13 protein-coding genes are annotated in these 15,333 nt (G+C 63.1%); 6 read left to right on the top strand and 7 right to left on the bottom strand.

The genetic code is table 11. The annotated features are described in order from the left end of the window. Positions 1-302: 302 nt before the first annotated feature. A complete protein-coding gene (locus J2S96_RS15235; protein ID WP_306865277.1) occupies positions 303-1,265 on the bottom strand; it encodes a metallophosphoesterase in 963 nt (320 codons plus the stop codon). Then, positions 1,258-3,528 (bottom strand): transglycosylase domain-containing protein, encoded by a 2,271-nt coding sequence (locus J2S96_RS15230; protein WP_306865275.1) that lies wholly within the window; start codon positions 3,526-3,528, stop codon positions 1,258-1,260. Before J2S96_RS15230 ends, J2S96_RS15235 begins: the two co-directional genes overlap by 8 nt. Before the next feature lie 37 nt (positions 3,529-3,565). On the opposite strand from J2S96_RS15230, the gene J2S96_RS15225 reads away from it, so the two are divergent. The 3 genes from J2S96_RS15225 to J2S96_RS15215 are packed head-to-tail and all read left to right on the top strand — an operon-like array spanning position 3,566 to position 5,189. Then, the gene (locus J2S96_RS15225; protein WP_009359196.1) at positions 3,566-3,721 is read left to right on the top strand and encodes a DUF4177 domain-containing protein; all 156 of its coding nucleotides are present in this window, start codon (positions 3,566-3,568) and stop codon (positions 3,719-3,721) included. Between the two features lie 2 nt (positions 3,722-3,723). Next, the gene (locus tag J2S96_RS15220) at positions 3,724-4,260 is read left to right on the top strand and encodes a RidA family protein (RefSeq protein ID WP_306865250.1); all 537 of its coding nucleotides are present in this window, start codon (positions 3,724-3,726) and stop codon (positions 4,258-4,260) included. Between the two features lie 17 nt (positions 4,261-4,277). After that, positions 4,278-5,189 carry an NUDIX hydrolase gene (locus J2S96_RS15215; protein WP_306865248.1) on the top strand — a complete coding sequence of 304 codons (912 nt, stop codon included), beginning with the start codon at positions 4,278-4,280 and terminating at the stop codon, positions 5,187-5,189. A gap of 85 nt (positions 5,190-5,274) precedes the next feature. Here the strand turns inward: J2S96_RS15215 and J2S96_RS15210 are convergent, their stop codons facing one another. Then, positions 5,275-5,952, bottom strand: coding sequence for a Crp/Fnr family transcriptional regulator (locus J2S96_RS15210; protein WP_011775987.1), 678 nt, complete (start codon positions 5,950-5,952; stop codon positions 5,275-5,277). Between the two features lie 247 nt (positions 5,953-6,199). Between J2S96_RS15210 and J2S96_RS15205 the strand changes: the two genes are divergently transcribed. Then, complete coding sequence (locus tag J2S96_RS15205) at positions 6,200-7,384, top strand: MarP family serine protease (protein WP_306865246.1); 1,185 nt, start codon at positions 6,200-6,202, stop codon at positions 7,382-7,384. A gap of 137 nt (positions 7,385-7,521) precedes the next feature. Continuing rightward, positions 7,522-7,986 carry a type II 3-dehydroquinate dehydratase gene (gene aroQ / locus J2S96_RS15200; protein ID WP_306865244.1) on the top strand — a complete coding sequence of 155 codons (465 nt, stop codon included), beginning with the start codon at positions 7,522-7,524 and terminating at the stop codon, positions 7,984-7,986. A 109-nt stretch (positions 7,987-8,095) separates the two neighbouring features. Here aroQ and J2S96_RS15195 read toward each other — a convergent pair whose 3' ends face one another. From J2S96_RS15195 to J2S96_RS15180, 4 genes are all read right to left on the bottom strand, one after another. Further along, positions 8,096-10,285, bottom strand: a complete 2,190-nt coding sequence (locus tag J2S96_RS15195; protein ID WP_306865241.1) for an alpha-galactosidase — start codon at positions 10,283-10,285, stop codon at positions 8,096-8,098. Positions 10,286-10,451: 166 nt separating this feature from the next. Then, complete coding sequence (locus J2S96_RS15190; protein ID WP_306865238.1) at positions 10,452-11,804, bottom strand: ABC transporter substrate-binding protein; 1,353 nt, start codon at positions 11,802-11,804, stop codon at positions 10,452-10,454. Between the two features lie 134 nt (positions 11,805-11,938). Then, a complete protein-coding gene (locus J2S96_RS15185) occupies positions 11,939-12,907 on the bottom strand; it encodes a carbohydrate ABC transporter permease (RefSeq protein ID WP_306865236.1) in 969 nt (322 codons plus the stop codon). A gap of 12 nt (positions 12,908-12,919) precedes the next feature. Then, positions 12,920-13,882, bottom strand: coding sequence for a carbohydrate ABC transporter permease (locus J2S96_RS15180; RefSeq protein ID WP_370873130.1), 963 nt, complete (start codon positions 13,880-13,882; stop codon positions 12,920-12,922). 246 nt (positions 13,883-14,128) lie between these two features. Between J2S96_RS15180 and J2S96_RS15175 the strand changes: the two genes are divergently transcribed. Then, positions 14,129-15,331, top strand: coding sequence for a Gfo/Idh/MocA family protein (locus J2S96_RS15175; protein ID WP_306865233.1), 1,203 nt, complete (start codon positions 14,129-14,131; stop codon positions 15,329-15,331). Positions 15,332-15,333: the final 2 nt, after the last annotated feature.

Raw genomic sequence — 15,333 nt, 5'->3', positions numbered from 1 at the left:
GCCCGCTTCTCAACAGCTTTGTCCGGCGTTCCGCGCCCGCCCGGCGCGACCCGTCCCGTGAAGGTAGTTTCCTATAGCAACTACCCTATGCCATCGCGTAACGGGATTCACAGCACCATTGCGTTGCGTGATGCGAGGTATTGGGAGCGGTCCTCCCGGACATGCCCAACGCTGGTAGCCACGGATGGACATATCACTGTTATGCCCATTGCTGGCGTGGGGGAGTGCGCATGCTCCTTTGCTCGAGGTGGACATGTCCATCCTTTGCTCGGGGGAATGCGCATGCTCGGTGGTGGTGCTCCTTATCGCCGGGCCGTCAGTGTCAGCAGCACGGCTTCTGGCTTGCACGCGATCCGGACCGGGGCGAAGCGTGAGGTTCCGATGCCGCCTGAGACGTTGACCGGCGTCGTGCGCCCGTCGTTTTCCCAGTCGTGCAGGCCTTTGGCGCGCCAGGTGGGGAGATCGCAGTTGGCAACCAAGGCGCCGTAGCCGGGGACGCAGATCTGGCCGCCGTGGGTGTGTCCGGCGAGGATGAGGTCTGCGGAGTCGTTCGTGAAATGGTCCAGGACCCGTTGGTAGGGGGCATGGATAACGGCAACGCGCAGGTGCGGGCGGGAGTCCTGTCCGACGGTGCCGCGTGGCCAGCCGGTGTAGCGCTCCCGGTTCAAATGGGGGTCATCCACTCCGGAGAAATCGAAGCGGATCCCGTTGATCGGCAGGGACTGGTGCCTGTTGGTGAGGTCGATCCAGCCGGACATCCCGAAACCTGAACGCAGGCGCGGCCAATCGAGCTCGACCGGATTGTTCTGGACGCGTGACGGGCCGAGGAGATACGCGGCGGGGTTCTTGAACCGCGGGGCGTAGTAGTCGTTGGATCCCGGAACGAAGACGCCCGGGAACTTCATGAGTGGCTGCAATGCATCCAGCAGCGGGACGACGGCGTGAGGGTGGCTGAGATTGTCACCCGTGTTCACCACGAGGTCAGGCTCAAGCTCCGCGAGCGATCGTAGCCATTCGGCCTTCTTGCGTTGGCTCGGTACGAAATGGATGTCGCTGATGTGCAACACACGGAGGGGAGCCGAGCCGTCGGGCAGGATGGGAAGGGTCTCCTCCCGAAGGACGAATTGGTTCTTTTCCCAGAGGCCATACGCAAATCCCGCAGCACCGGCAGTTGCGCCCGCGCCCGCGGCTACGGCAAAGCCGCGTCCGATGCGTCGGACGCGGCTTGCCAGCGATTCAATGATGGGCTTGGAGCCGCTAGCCATTGTTCTTTTTCCCGTTGTTGTTTCCGTTGTTGTTCTGCGGGGTGCTTGGGAAGGTGTTGCTCGGAGTGTTGTTGTACGGCGTTGAAGTCTTGTACCCCGGAGGATCCAAGAGGTTCGACGGCGGAGCCGGGAACGGGTTGGTTCCGTAGGCGGGAGCAACCTGGAGCATGTAGTTGGAGAACTGGGGACCAGCGATCATGTAACCGTCAATGCCTTGGTAGAACTTGCCGTTGATGGTCACATTTTGTCCGGGGCGTTGCTGATTGCCCAGCGGATCGCCAAACCAGGTGGCAGTCGCGAGACCGGAGGTGTAGCCGGCAACCCAGGTGGAACTGTTGGTGTCGTTCGTACCGGTCTTGGCTGCAATGGGGAAAGTGGTCTTGGTGGAGATACGCGGCTGGATCAGCGCTCCGGAACCCTTGTTCAGAACCTCTTGCATTGCGTAAGCAACTCCGTGAGCGACCTCAGGGGTCACCGCATCCCTGCAGCTAGTGGACTGGGCCGGCAGCTTGGCACCCGTTTCGTCGGTGACCGACGTGATGGCGATGGGCTCGCAGTACTTTCCATTGTTGGCAAAGGTTGCGAAGGCGCTGGCCATGGTCAGGGGTGAGGTCTGGGTGGCGCCGATGAGGTTGGCCAGGCGAGTCATGGGAATCTTCGGGTTGGGATCTCCGCTGGCTCCGGGCAGGCCGCCGTGGATTCCGACGGCGTCGACGATCTTCTGGATTCCACAAAGGTCAACCCTTGCAGCCGTGGCAAATGTCATGGTGTTGATGGAGTTGGCCAAACCATCGACTACCGTCATGGGCTTGTAATAGCCGCCTTCGGCGTTCTGAAGGTCGAAGCTGCCCTGCACGTTGCCGTCGTAGAAGCCGTCCTCGGGTGTCGGGCAAGTATTCTTCCAGGGGAAGTTCTGAGGATACTTCCGGACGGTGCCGTCCAACACCGTGTTCATGGACTTGCCCTCGTTCAACCACTCAGCGAAGGTGAAGGGCTTCATGGTTGAACCGGGCTGGAAGCCACCCAAACCGTTGAGATCGTTGCCATTGGCGTCGAGCTTGTCCACATTGAAGTTCTGCTCGGCCTGGAACTTCCCGTCGGCCGGTAACCAGACGGTATTTTGGGCCATCGAAATGATCTTGCCGGTGCCCGGCTGGACCGACACCAAGGAAGCGCCCCATTTGTCCGGATTCGCGCCAGCGGAAGCGTCAACCTGGGCTTGGGCCACGGCCTGGGCCTTCGGATCGAGCGTGGTCTGGATGGTGAGACCGCCCCTTGCGACGCGGTTTCCGCGTTCTTCCGGCGTGGCGCCGTAGGCCGGGTTGTTCAAGACCAAATGGAGTACGTAGTCACAGAAGTACGCAGCGGTAGCGGCGTAGGCACAGCCTTGGCGAGGCTGCGTGACCTTGGTGGTCACCGGCGTCGCGACGGCAGCGTCGTAGTCAGCCTTCTTGATCTTGCCCTGGTCCAGCATGAGGCCGAGAACGAGGTCTCGGCGCTGCTTCGCGTGGTCCGGGTTCGTCACCGGGTCGTAATAGGCCGGGCTGTTCACGACGCCCGCCAGCAAGGCGGCCTGCGGCAAGGTGAGATCCTTGGCGCTGGTGCTGAAGAAGAGCCTTGATGCGGCCTCGATGCCGTAGGCGTCCTTATTGAAGAAGACGATGTTGAGGTAACCCTCAAGAATCTGCTGTTTGGTGAACTTCTTCTCGAGTGCGATGGCCAGCTTCATCTCCCGAAGCTTGTCTCCCACGCCCTTGTTCACGCCGTTGAGCTTGACGTCGGAAGCCTTGTTCTGGGAAACAAGCGATTCGTTGATGACGTTGTTCACATACTGCTGGGTGATGGTGGAGGCACCCTGCTGCTTTCCGCGCGCCGTGCTGACAATGGCGCGCATGATGCCGGTGGCATCGATGCCTCCGTGCTCATAGAAGCGGCTGTCCTCGACCGAGACGATCGCGTCCTTGATGTATGGGCTCATCTGGTCGAGCGAAACCCGCGTGCGGTTCTCCGAGTAGATGGAGGCGATCTGGCTGCCGTCCGCGGCCAGGATCGTGGTCGCCTGGCTGGGCGGGTTCACTTGGAGCTCCGCCGGCAGTGTGTCGAAGAACTGAATGGACCCACTCGCCGCACTGCCCGAAACTGCGGCCGCGGGGACGAGCAAGCCCGCCACCAGGACACCACAAATAGCGCTCACACCGAGGAATCCGAGGATCTTTCCAAGAGTGGTGGCAGTGTCGAATAGAGGGTTCCTACGAGTCACCATGTTCACCACTTTACCGGCAAGGGCTAGTCTTTCTTTCATGACCAAATGGGAGTACGCGACGATTCCGCTCATCATTCACGCCACAAAGCAGATTCTCGACCAGTGGGGAGAGGACGGCTGGGAGCTCGTCCAGGTTGTTCCCGGGCCCGACGGAAACGGGCTTGTTGCATACTTGAAGAGGGAGAAGCAGTAACCATGACAACGCCCGCAGAAGCCGCCGTTGGCGCGGAATCCACAACTCCGGCATCCGCTGTCGAGCAGCGCCTTGCCGAACTGGGACTGACCCTGCCTGCTGTCGCCGCTCCGGTGGCCGCCTACGTCCCGGCCGTCGTCTCCGGCAACCACGTGTACACCTCCGGCCAGCTGCCCTTTATTAACGGCAAACTCGAAGCTACCGGCAAAGTCTCCAGCGGCGAAGAAGGCCTTTCGGAAGAGCCCACGGTGTCTCCGGAAGACGCGCAGAAGTACGCTGCCGTCTGTGCGGTCAATGCCTTGGCCGCCGTCAAGAGCGTCATCGGAGACCTTGACCGCATCACGCGCATCGTGAAGGTCGTTGGCTTCGTGGCCTCCGATGCTTCCTTCACCGGCCAGCCCGGTGTAATCAATGGTGCATCCGAGCTCCTTGGGCGTGTCTTCGGCGACAAAGGGCAGCACGCGCGTTCCGCCGTCGGCGTTGCCGTCCTGCCGCTCGACTCTCCCGTCGAGGTCGAGTTGATCGCTGAATTCAGCTAAGGAACCGGTTCACTCAATTGCCACAACTAGCCCGACGCCTGTTTGCGTTACCCCCTGAACTGGAAGGGGCAGCACGGAACTGGCTTGAGCTCGGCGCACCAGCCCCCCGCGCCGCGCGTTTTGCATCATCTGTTGTCCTTCTCCGCGATTCGCCTACTGGCTTGGAAACATGGATGGGTTACCGTCCGGGTTCCTCGCCGTTGGGCGTTGTCGCGTTTCCCGGCGGGTCGCTGGAACCCAGCGACGACGACGCCCTGGGCTGGCTCGGCCCCTCGCCTCAGCATTGGGCTGACGCTCTGGGGACGGCCGACGTCGGACTTGCCCGCCGCCACGTGGTGGGCGCCATCCGCGAACTGTTCGAAGAAACCGGCGTGCTCCTGGCTGGCCCCGACTTGTCCTCAACAGTGGAGGCAACCTCCACTTCGGAGTGGATGAAGGCACGCGAGGCCGTAGCAGCCCAGGACAAGTCGTTCACGGATGTCCTGGCCAAGCGTGGCCTGTCGCTCCGCACGGACCTGCTCAAGCCGCTCGTGAACTGGCTCAGCCCGGACTTTGCGCACCGGCGCTTCAACACCCGCTACTTCGCGGCCACCCTTCCCGTTAACCAGCAGCCCTCGTTGTTGGCTAGCAAGGGTGTCTGGGGGCGCTGGGTGTGCGTTTCCAAACTCATGGCCGAGCGCGAGACCACCCTGCTTGGGGACGAAATCGGCCAGGAAAACACAGTTGGCTTGCCATTGGGCCAATTGCTGGTGCCGGGCTCGGAGATCATCCTCGAAAAGATGGCCGCCGCCCAAGGATGTATTGCGTACCTCAGCTACAAACGCAAGCCGCACATGTACCAGCCGCGGCTCGTAGAAGAGGACGGCGCCCTCATGCTCGAAGTCGAAGCGGCCCGCACCGTGTCAGGGGAGCCGCAGAGGGAGCGCTGACGACACACAAATCGACCGGCGACACAAAAAATGCCTGGCGACACCGGAATTCCGGTGTCGCCAGGCATTTTTCGTGTCGTAGAAATTACCGGGAGCGCTGGCGGAGGCGCTGCATGTCCAGGATGACCACTGCGCGTGCTTCCAGGCGCAGCCAGCCGCGCTGGACGAACTCGGCGAGAGCCTTGTTGACCGTCTCGCGGGAAGCTCCGACAAGCTGGGCCAGTTCTTCCTGCGTCAGTTCGTGGGCTACGAGGACGCCGTCGGTGGCGGGCCGGCCGAAGCGGTCCGCGAGGTCCAGCAGGGCCTTGGCGACACGGCCCGGGACGTCCGAGAACACGAGGTCGGACAGCGAATCGTTGGTGCGGCGCAAGCGGCGGGCGAGGGCCTGCAGCAATTGTGCGGATACCTCGGGCCGGGTGCGCAGCAGGGCGTTGAGGCTTTCGTTCTTCAGGCCTGCCAGACGGGTCTCGGAAACGGCCGTGGCCGTTGCGGTGCGCGGGCTGGGGTCGAACAGGGCCATCTCGCCGAAAAGCTCGCCCGGGCCGAGGATGGCCAGCAGGGATTCGCGGCCATCAGGAGAGGTGCGGCCGAGCTTAACCTTGCCGGACACGATGAAGTACAGCTGGTCACCCTGATCTCCCTCGCGGAAAACAGACGCTCCGCGTGAAAGGTCCACCTCGGTGAGTTCGTCCGTCAGCAGACGGAAAGCATCGTCGTCGAGTGTGGCGAAGAGGGGTGCGCGGCGCAATACCTCGATATCCATGAAATCTCCTGAGTAAAAGTTCGGCTGGGGCGCTTCAGCCATTGTTTCAGAATTTTGTCGTGTCTGTGACGTACTTGGCAGCCGAAACGCCCTAAATCACGCGGAACAGGCCCAAAATGGCGCCCCGACCCGCCCGGAATGCTTCGTTCGACGGCGGCTTCGTGAGCTGGGTGACAGCTTACTTGCGAAGGGAAGCAGTCAGTCCATGCAACTACAATTGGTGCTTACACGGCTGTGAGGAGCTTTGGTGTTCGGCTTGACCATCTTGGACCTGGCGTTGATTTTGACGCTTCTTTCCTACCTTGTCTACGGACTGCGCAACGGCTTCTTCGTGACCCTCGGTGGAATCGCAGGCTTCGCCGTGGGCGCAATGGCCGCTTTCATCGCCGTTCCGCTAGTCGGCGACTGGGTGAAAGACAGCGGCTGGAGGCTGACTGCCATTATCGGCTCGGCCGTGTTGCTCATTGTCCTGGGGCATGGCCTTGGTACTTGGATCGGCCAGATGGTCCGCAGGGCCGTGCGCGTCCAACCGTTGCACGCGCTGGATCGCGTGCTGGGCGGTTTGGTCAGCCTGGTCGTCGCCGCACTGGTCATGTCCATGTTGGCGTTCAGCATCGGTTCCTTGGGTGTGCCGTTCGTTTCGCAGCAGTTGGCTGATTCCAAGGTGATCCGCATCATCGACACCGTCACGCCAACGCCCGTGAAGGCAAGCGTGGCGCAATTGCGTTCGACGGTCATGGGCAACGGCATTCCGCAGCTCATCGAGGGCATCGGACCCGTGGCTCCCGTGCCCATTCCGAACACCAGCACGGACACTCCCGCACTCAACAATGCGGCCCATTCCGTGCTGAAGATTGCCGGCACGGCCTACCAGTGCGGCCAAAACCAGACGGGCTCCGGCTTCGTTGTCTCCCCTGGCCGCGTGGTGACCAACGCGCACGTCGTGGCCGGCGTGTCGCAGCCGGTGGTGGAAATTCCCGACGGCGGTGCGATGCCGGGCCGCGTGGTCTACTTCGACAGCCAACGCGACCTGGCCGTGATCGCCGTCGACGGCCTCCCGACGGCGCCGCTCCAGTTGAGCGTCGACCTTCCGGCAGGCTCGCCCGCAGCCTTCGCAGGCTACCCCCACGGCGGTCCGTTCCAGTCCAAACCGGCCGCGGTGGAGGGCATCTCTACATTGCTTGTCCCGGACATTTACGGCAACAACCCGTCACCGGAGCAGGTCTACAAGCTTGCCGGAGACGTGCAGCCGGGCAATTCGGGCGGTCCGCTTCTGACCACCCAGGGGCAAGTTGCCGGCGTGGTCTTCGCCAAGACCACTTCGGATGTGGCAGTGGGCTACGCCCTCACCATGGACGAGCTCTCACCGGTGGCCCAGCAAGCAGGATCCCTGAGCGCGGCAGTGCCGTCTGGGCAGTGCACCAAGAAATAACCCGGCCCACCAAGGGACATGCTCAGCGGTGGGGTTGAGCGCTGGACATAGTGGTTATATGTCCGGTGCTGGTCCTGAAGAGTGGGCATGTGCGTAAGAAACGCCGGGCGGACTCGTAGCCCGCTACATTGGAACGCATGACTGAAGCTCCCGCTGCCAATGAAGCCGACCGCGGCACGATCCTTGTCCTCAACGGACCCAACTTGAACCTCTTGGGTACCCGCGAGCCGGAAAAGTACGGTACGTCCACTTTGGCCGACGTTGAACAGCTCGCCATGAGCGCTGCCGAGGCGCACGGCTTCACGGTGGATTGCGTCCAGTCGAACCACGAAGGCGACCTGGTGGACGCCATCCACGGTGCACGTGGAACAGCCGCCGGGATCGTCATCAACGCGGGCGCTTACACCCACACGTCAGTTGCACTGCGGGACGCCATCGCGGCAGTGCAGCTCCCCGCCGTCGAGGTCCACATCACCAACGTGCACCAGCGCGAAGAATTCCGCCACCACTCCTACCTCTCGCCCGTGTGCACCGCAGTCATCGTCGGAGCAGGAGTCCAAGGTTACAAGCTGGCTATCGATTACTTGGCGAGCGCGGTCTAGGAATTCGCCCCGATCCCCGGAGCATGCCCGTTTTTCGCGGTGAGCAGCGGACATAACCCAATGATGTCCACTGCTCACAACGAGGATTGAGCATGCTCCAAAATAACACCTACACCGCAGTGATCCGGAGAAGCAACGCGTGCTCCGGGTTCAGGACCGGCATGGGAAGGCCCACCTCGGCAAGGAATCGGCCGCTTGCCTCGGCGCCGGATGGCAGCCACGCCGGCGGGTGCACCTGGGTGAACGTGCGGACGTAGTCGGCGTCGCCGGGAGCCGGGAAAATAGCCTGCACCAGGTAGGAACGCTCGGGATCGAGGCCCGGAACGGCCACACGGCCGGGCTGTTCGGCGAAGGACGTCCGGGTGCTGACGACGGCGAACAAGCCGGCGTCGCCGTCGTCGGAAACCACGCCGTGCACCATCAGCGAGTCGTCCGGGACATCCGCACGGACCATCCGTCCACTGTGGATGAGCCCGCGGTGTTCCTTGTACAGGCCGATGACGCGCTTGAGTTCCTCGCGTTCGGCTCCCTGGACCTGCCGGACGTCCCATTCCATGCCGAAATGCCCGAACAAGGCAGTGATGGCACGGAAGGAGAGATCGTGCGTGCGGGCCGTGGTGTGGGATGTGGTAGGGCCGATGTGGCCGCCCACCAGCTCCGGTGGAACCACGACGCCGGTCCAGCGCTGGATGGTCTGCCGCTCGAGGGCGTCGTTGCAGTCCGATCCCCAGATACGGTCGGTTCGCTCAAGGATGCCGAGGTCCACCCTCGCCCCGCCGGAAGAGCAGCTTTCAATTTCGACGCCGGGGTGGGCCTTGCGGAGCTCGTCGAAGAGCCGGTAGGCGGCCAGGGTCTGCGCATGCACGGATGGACGGCCGGCATGCCCGTGCTCGCTGAGGTCCCGGTTCTGGTCCCATTTGAGGTATTTGATGTTGTTTTGCGCAAGCAGGGCGTCGATTCGATCGAACACGTACTGCCAGGCCGCCGGGTTGACGAGGTCGATGACGTGCTGGTGGCGCCATTCCAGGGGGAGGCGGCCGCCGTCCTTGTGGGATAGGGCAGCGGGCCCCACGATCCAGTCGGGGTGCGCCCGGGCGACATCGGAATCCAGGTTGATCATTTCCGGTTCCACCCAGAGCCCGAATTCCATGCCGTGCGAGTTCACGGCCTCGATGAGCGGTGTCAGGCCGTCGGGCCAAAGGGTGTCGTCGACGTACCAATCGCCCAGCCCGGAGTGATCGTCGCGGCGTCCGCGGAACCAGCCGTCGTCGAGCACGAAGCGCTCAACGCCCAGCTCCGCAGCGGACTCGGCGAGCTCGATCAGGGTGGCCAGCTTGTGGTCGAAGTACACGGCCTCCCAGGTGTTGAGGACCACGGGGCGGGGCCTGCCGGTGGGCAGACCCGTGGAAGCTGCCGGAAGGACGTGATGCGGCCGCGAACGGAACCAGCTGTAGAAGGCTTCGCTGATGCCATCCAGGCCGCGGTCCGAGTAGGCGGCAAACAGTGCGGGCGTGGTGTATTCCTCGCCGGGCTGGAGCACGACTTCAGCCGGCCCCAGGAGCTCAGAGCCGCCGATCATGGTGCGGCCGTCCGCCACGGTGTCGGCGAATTGTTCGTGGTTGCCGCTCCAAGCCAAGTGGGTGGCCCAGACCTTCCCGTGGCGGTGGCCGAATCCGGCGGTACCCGCGGCGAAAAGCAATGAGGAGTCGTGCCCGGTGCGGCCGTGGCGTCCCGTGCGTACCCACGTCCCTTGCTGGACGGGACGGCGCTGCGGGTGCCGTTCCCGGCACCAACGCCCTGTGAGGTCGAGGAGTTCGACGGCGTCGGGCCCCACCGGGAGGACGGTGGCCAGTTCGTCGAGCTGGAAGGGGGATGCGCCGTCGTTGACAGCAGTGTGGCGCAGCTCAAGGAGGCCGCCGTGGTGAAGGGTGAGCCTGGACGTCACTGTGATTCCGGCGTCGGGATCCTTCTGGACAATCACCGCCGAGGGTGCGGCGGAACTGCCGTCAGCCTGGACGTCCGCGACGCGAAGCCGTACCGAAAAGTCCAGCCCCGGGACGCCGTCTGCGATTCTCTGTCCGCGCAGGCCGGGGCGGCCCAGCCAAGCGGAGGAACCTTGCGGGAGGAGCGCAGCCGGAACCCTGGCATCGGCCGCGGAGTGCGGGATGGGGGCACCCAGGATGGCGAGGTCCGGGAGGGTGCTGCCGAGGTCGGCACCCCAGTGGATGACTTCGGCTTCCCCGCTATCGAAACTGATCACCAGGCTTGTGCCGGCCGAACGGAGGTGGATCGGATCCATGGGTTGTTCACTTTCGAGAGAGTCGTGTGCTGTTAAAGGTGTAGGGCCCGGGCGCCGCCGTCAAAGGACAGAAGCGGCGGCGCCCGAACTGGTGCGGTGCCTGCAGCGTGAAGAACTTGCTGTCAGGATAGCGGGGGGCGGCCCCGGCCTGGCCCCGCCGGGGTTCCTATTTCGCGAAGAGGGCGTTGACCTGATCGTTGGCTGCTGTGAGGGAGCTTGCCGGGGACTTGCCGGCGATGACTGCATCCATGGCGGGCTTCATGATGCCCGCCACCTTGGCGGCGTTGTCGGTGATGGGGAGCAAGAAGGTGGTGCCGTTCTTGATGTGCTCGGTGAACGGGGTGACATCAACGCCCTTTGCCTTGAACGCGGCCGCCGCTGTGTCGCTTGAGCTCTTGATGGCAGGGAACACGACACCCTTGGAGGCGACGACATCCTGGCACTTGGCGGAAGCGAGGTACTCAACCCACTTGACGGAGGCGTCCTTCTTCTTGGTGCCGGCCCAGATGGAGTCGGCCAGGCCGTTGGTCATGGACGCGTTCTTGCCGTTCACGCCTTTCGGGGTGGGGGCGATGCCGACGTCGACACCCTTGTAGCTGGTGTACTGGCCGATCATCCAGTCACCGTGCGAGTTGATCGCGGCCTTGCCTGCACCGAAGCTGTCCGCTGCGTTGGCGCCCACCGTGGTCTCGAGTTTGGGCATGTAGCCCTTTTGCGCGAGGCCGGCCCACCAGGCGATGGTGTCCTGGACCCGCTTGTCGTCGTAGTTGAAGTGCGAGCCCCACGGGGTTTTGTCCGTGGTGGTCCAACCCGTGGTGGCGGAAAGGAAGCTCCACTGGGTCTGTCCGGCGTTTTCGGCGTCTGAACCTGGCAGGCCGAGGCCATAGACGGCAACGTTGTTCTTGTCGAAGCCTGGCTCGTCGCCGCGCTTGCCGTTCTTGTCCACGGTGAGGTGGGCGATGGCCTTCTCGTACGTTCCGCCATCCTGCGGGTTCCACGTCAGGGAAGCCATCTGCTCAGGCGTTATTCCGGCGTCGGAGGCCATCTTCTTGTTGTAGAACAGGGCCACGGTATCCCAGTCCTTCGGCAGTCCGTAACGCTTGCCGTCCTGGCCGACCCAGAGGTCCGCGAGGCCGGGGTTGTACTGGGTCAGGTCGATCTTGTCATTGGCGACTGCGTCATCCAGGGGAACGAGCTGCTTGGTCTTGATGAAGTCTGGGTACTTGGACAGGTGGTCAGTGAAGACGTCCGGCGCGGTGCCCGAGGCCATGCCGTTGGTGATCTTGCCCCAGTAATCATCCCAGCCGGTCTGGGTGATCTTGACGGTGATGTCCGGGTTGGCCTTGTGGAAGTCGTCGGCGCACTGTTGGTACGCGGGGAGCTGGTTGGCATCCCAAAGCCAGTAGCTGATCTCACCCTTGCCTGAGTCCGCGCTGCTCCCTCCTCCGCTCCCGCACGCGGCGAGCGCGATTGCGGCGACAGCTGCGACGGCGACTGCGCCGAGTGCTTTTTTCTTCATGGTGCGTCCTTTCGAGACATGGTGGGGTGGGGCCGGGCAGAAGTGCCAAGCCCCGGTGGGGCCGGGCGTGCGCCGGGCCCGGTGGGGCCGGGCAGGTGCCAAGCCCCGGTGGGGGACGAAATGGAGGACACGGCCTACTTGGTGCCGTTGAAGCCGATCGAGTTGATGATCTTCTTGCCGAAGATTGCGAACAGGATCAGGACCGGGATGGCCGAAACCAGGGTTGCGGCCATGAGTCCGGACCAGTCCGGAGCGCCCTGCGGGGACTGGGACTTGAAGACGCCCAAGCCGACCGTGAGTACCCGCGATTCTTCGGAGGAGCCCACGAGCAGAGGCCAGAAGTACTCGTTCCACTGACCCATGAACGTCAAGAGGGCGAGGGTCGCGATCGGGGCGGCTGCGTTGGGCATCACGATCTGGAAGAAGATCCGGAAGTGCTTCGCGCCGTCGAGCATGGCGGCTTCTTCGACCTCGCGGGACATGTTGAGGAAGAACTGGCGCATGAAGAAGATCGCGAAAGGAGTCATGAACAGGTAGGGCAGCACAAGGCCGAGCATCGTGTTGAGGAGTCCGAAGTTCTTGATGAGGAGGAAGTTCGGCAGCGCGGTGAAGATCGGCGGGACCAGCATGGTCCCGAGGAAAAGGGAGAAGACCCCGTCGCGGCCCTTCCAGCGCAGCCGCGCGAAGGCGTAGGCGGCCATCGAGCTGAAGAAAACGGCGCCCGCAGTGGTGATGCTGGAGAAGAGCAGCGAGTTCAGCAGGTACTGCCAGAAGTTGATCGAGGCGCCCGAGCCGCCCTCGGCTATGGCATCGGAAGCACTCTGTAGGCCGAAGACCCGCTCAAAGGCGCCGAGGTTGAAGTCCGCGGGCAACAGGCTCGCGGAGTTGGCTGCGAGGGAGCCGTTCGTCGAAAGGGCGGTCCGCAGCACCCAGTAGAAGGGAAGGACGCTTACGGCAATGGCGAGTCCGAGCAGGATCCGAGCGGTGGCGCGGCGCCAATTGAACGGGCGCTTCCCGTTGCTTGGACGGTTCTTTTGGAATGGACGGTTCTTTTGGAACGGACGACGGCGGGTGGTCGCGTTGGGGGAGGAAACGGTAGTCATGGGGGTGTGTCCTTAGTCCAAGTCCGACTGGCTGCCCCGGAGGAACTTCATCTGGATGAAGGCCACGATCGCGAGGATGAGGAAGAGGATGACGGCGAGTGCCGAGCCGTAGCCGAAGTCCTGCTGGGCGAAGGCCCGCTGGTAGATGTAGTACTGCAGGACGCGGGTCGCGTTGACCGGACCGCCCTGGGTGGTGACCGCGACTGTGTCGAAGACCTGGAATGACCCGATCACGGTCACGACAAGCACGAGGACAAGTACGGGTCGAAGCAGCGGGAGGGTGATCCGCCAGAACGTGCTGGCCGCCTTGGAACCATCGATGCTGGCGGCTTCGTAGACGCTGGCGGGGATCGCCTGCAGGCCGGCGAAGATCAAGAGGGCGGTGTAGCCCATGTGCCGCCAGGTGTTGATAAGTGCTTGGGTGGGTATGGCCCATTCCTCGCTGCCGAAGAAGGCAACGCGGGGGAGGCCGAACCACTCGATGAGCTGGTTCACGATGCCGATTTGGTAGTCGAGCATCCAGAACCACAGGAGCGCTGCGATGACATTTGCCATGAGGTAAGGGAGCAGCAGGGCACCGCGGACAAGGGTCGACTTCGCCACCCGGTGCATCAGGAGAGCCAGTCCAAGGGCCAGGGCCGTCTGAAGGACGATGTTGATCACGACGTATTCCAAGGTGACGCCCAGCGCGTTCCAGAAGAGCGGGTCCTTGGCGATCTGTTCGTAGTTCTTGATCCCGATCCACTCCGGATCGCCAAGGATGCTGTATTCGGTGAAGCTCAGGTAGATGCCGCGGATCGTGGGTACGACGTAGAAGAGCACGAAGCCGATCATGGCCGGGGCAATGAAGAACAAAGCGATTTTGAGATCCCCCATGGCGCGGAAGCCCGCGCCGGACTTGCCCCGTTTCCGGGACTTCCGGGAGCCACCGACGGTAGAGAGCCCCGAATCAGGCTGTTTGGTGAGCGTGGTCATCGTCGACCCTTCCTAGGTGTGACACGGCTAACATCTGGAGCGAATCTACACGAGTAGATTTGGAGGGGTCAAGTGTTTCTGTGAAGTTTTGTTCGATTATTTTGTATTTATTGCGTTCTGTTGACTCGAGTAGAACCGGGTGTTTGACTGGTTTTGATCCTCGCCGGGGCTTCAATCGGGAGCGCGACCCAGGTGCGTGGGGACCTTCTCGAATCAATCCGCACAAAACAAAACGAAGGGCTAACAATGACGTTTTCAATGGGAGTAGTGGGCCTTGGCCAATTCGGCGGCCAATTTGCCCACCTCTTCAAGCTTCACCCCGGTGTTTCCGCCGTCTACGCCGTGGACGAGCTCCCGGAGCGGGCCACCAGGGCCGTCGAACAGCTGGGGCTTGACGGCACCATGGGCAGCTTCGATGAGTTGCTCGCCTCCGACGTCGACGCCGTCGCCATTTTCACTCAGCGCTGGACGCACGGGCCGTTGGTGCTTAAGGCGCTTCGCGCCGGAAAGCACGTCTATTCGGCTGTTCCGATGGCAATTTCCGAGGACGAGATCGCCGGCATCATCGAGGCCGTGCGTGAGACCAAGCTCGTCTATGCCATGGGGGAGACCAGCTACTACAACCCGGCCACCGTCTACGCCCGCGAGCAGCACGCCGCCGGCAAGTTCGGCCGCATCTTCTACACTGAGGGCGACTACGTCCATGACATGGACCTGGGCTTCTACGAGGCCTACCAGTACAGCGGTGGCGAAAACTGGAAAGCGACCGCGAGCTACCCGCCCATGCTGTACCCCACCCACGCCATCGGAGGCGTGCTGGGCGCCATTCCGGGCCACGCCGTGAGCGTCAGCTGCATAGGCGTCAAGGACGATCGGGGCGATGGCGTCTTCGATAAGGAAGTCAGCATGTTCGACAATGACTTCTCCAACGCGACTGCGCTCTTCGAAATGAACGACGGCGGCGTGATGCGTACCAATGAGATGCGCCGCGTGGGCTACCCCTCGCACATCCGCGAATCGCGCTTCCGCTTCTTCGGCACCGAGGCAAGCTTTGAACAGTTGGCCACCACCACGCTATGGCAGGACAAGGAGGGCGTGCTGGACGTGTCCCAAGAGGTGGAGACCAAGCCGAGCATGTCCCCCGACGATCCCTCGCTCGCGGATGTCGCGCCGGAACTCCGCGGTGCCTTCATCTCGGGGCTCGCTCCGGTGCATGACGCCGGGCGCCTGCCCGTTGAATTCGAGGGAGCCCCCAACGGGCACGAAGGCAGCCACCAGTTCCTGGTTGACGACTTCATCACGGCCGTGAACAAAGGAAGCCTTCCCCCGGTCAACGCCTGGGTAGCGGCGCGCTTCACGCTCCCCGGCATCGTGGCCCACGAGTCCGCCCTCCGCGGCGGCGAACGTCTCGCCATCCGCGATTTCGGAGATGCTCCGGAGGCTTTGTAGCT

Source organism: Arthrobacter bambusae, assembly GCF_030812595.1.
Taxonomy (GTDB): domain Bacteria; phylum Actinomycetota; class Actinomycetes; order Actinomycetales; family Micrococcaceae; genus Arthrobacter; species Arthrobacter bambusae_B.
Note: the sequence above shows the minus strand (reverse complement) of the source record. Positions and strands in the feature narration are given on the sequence as shown.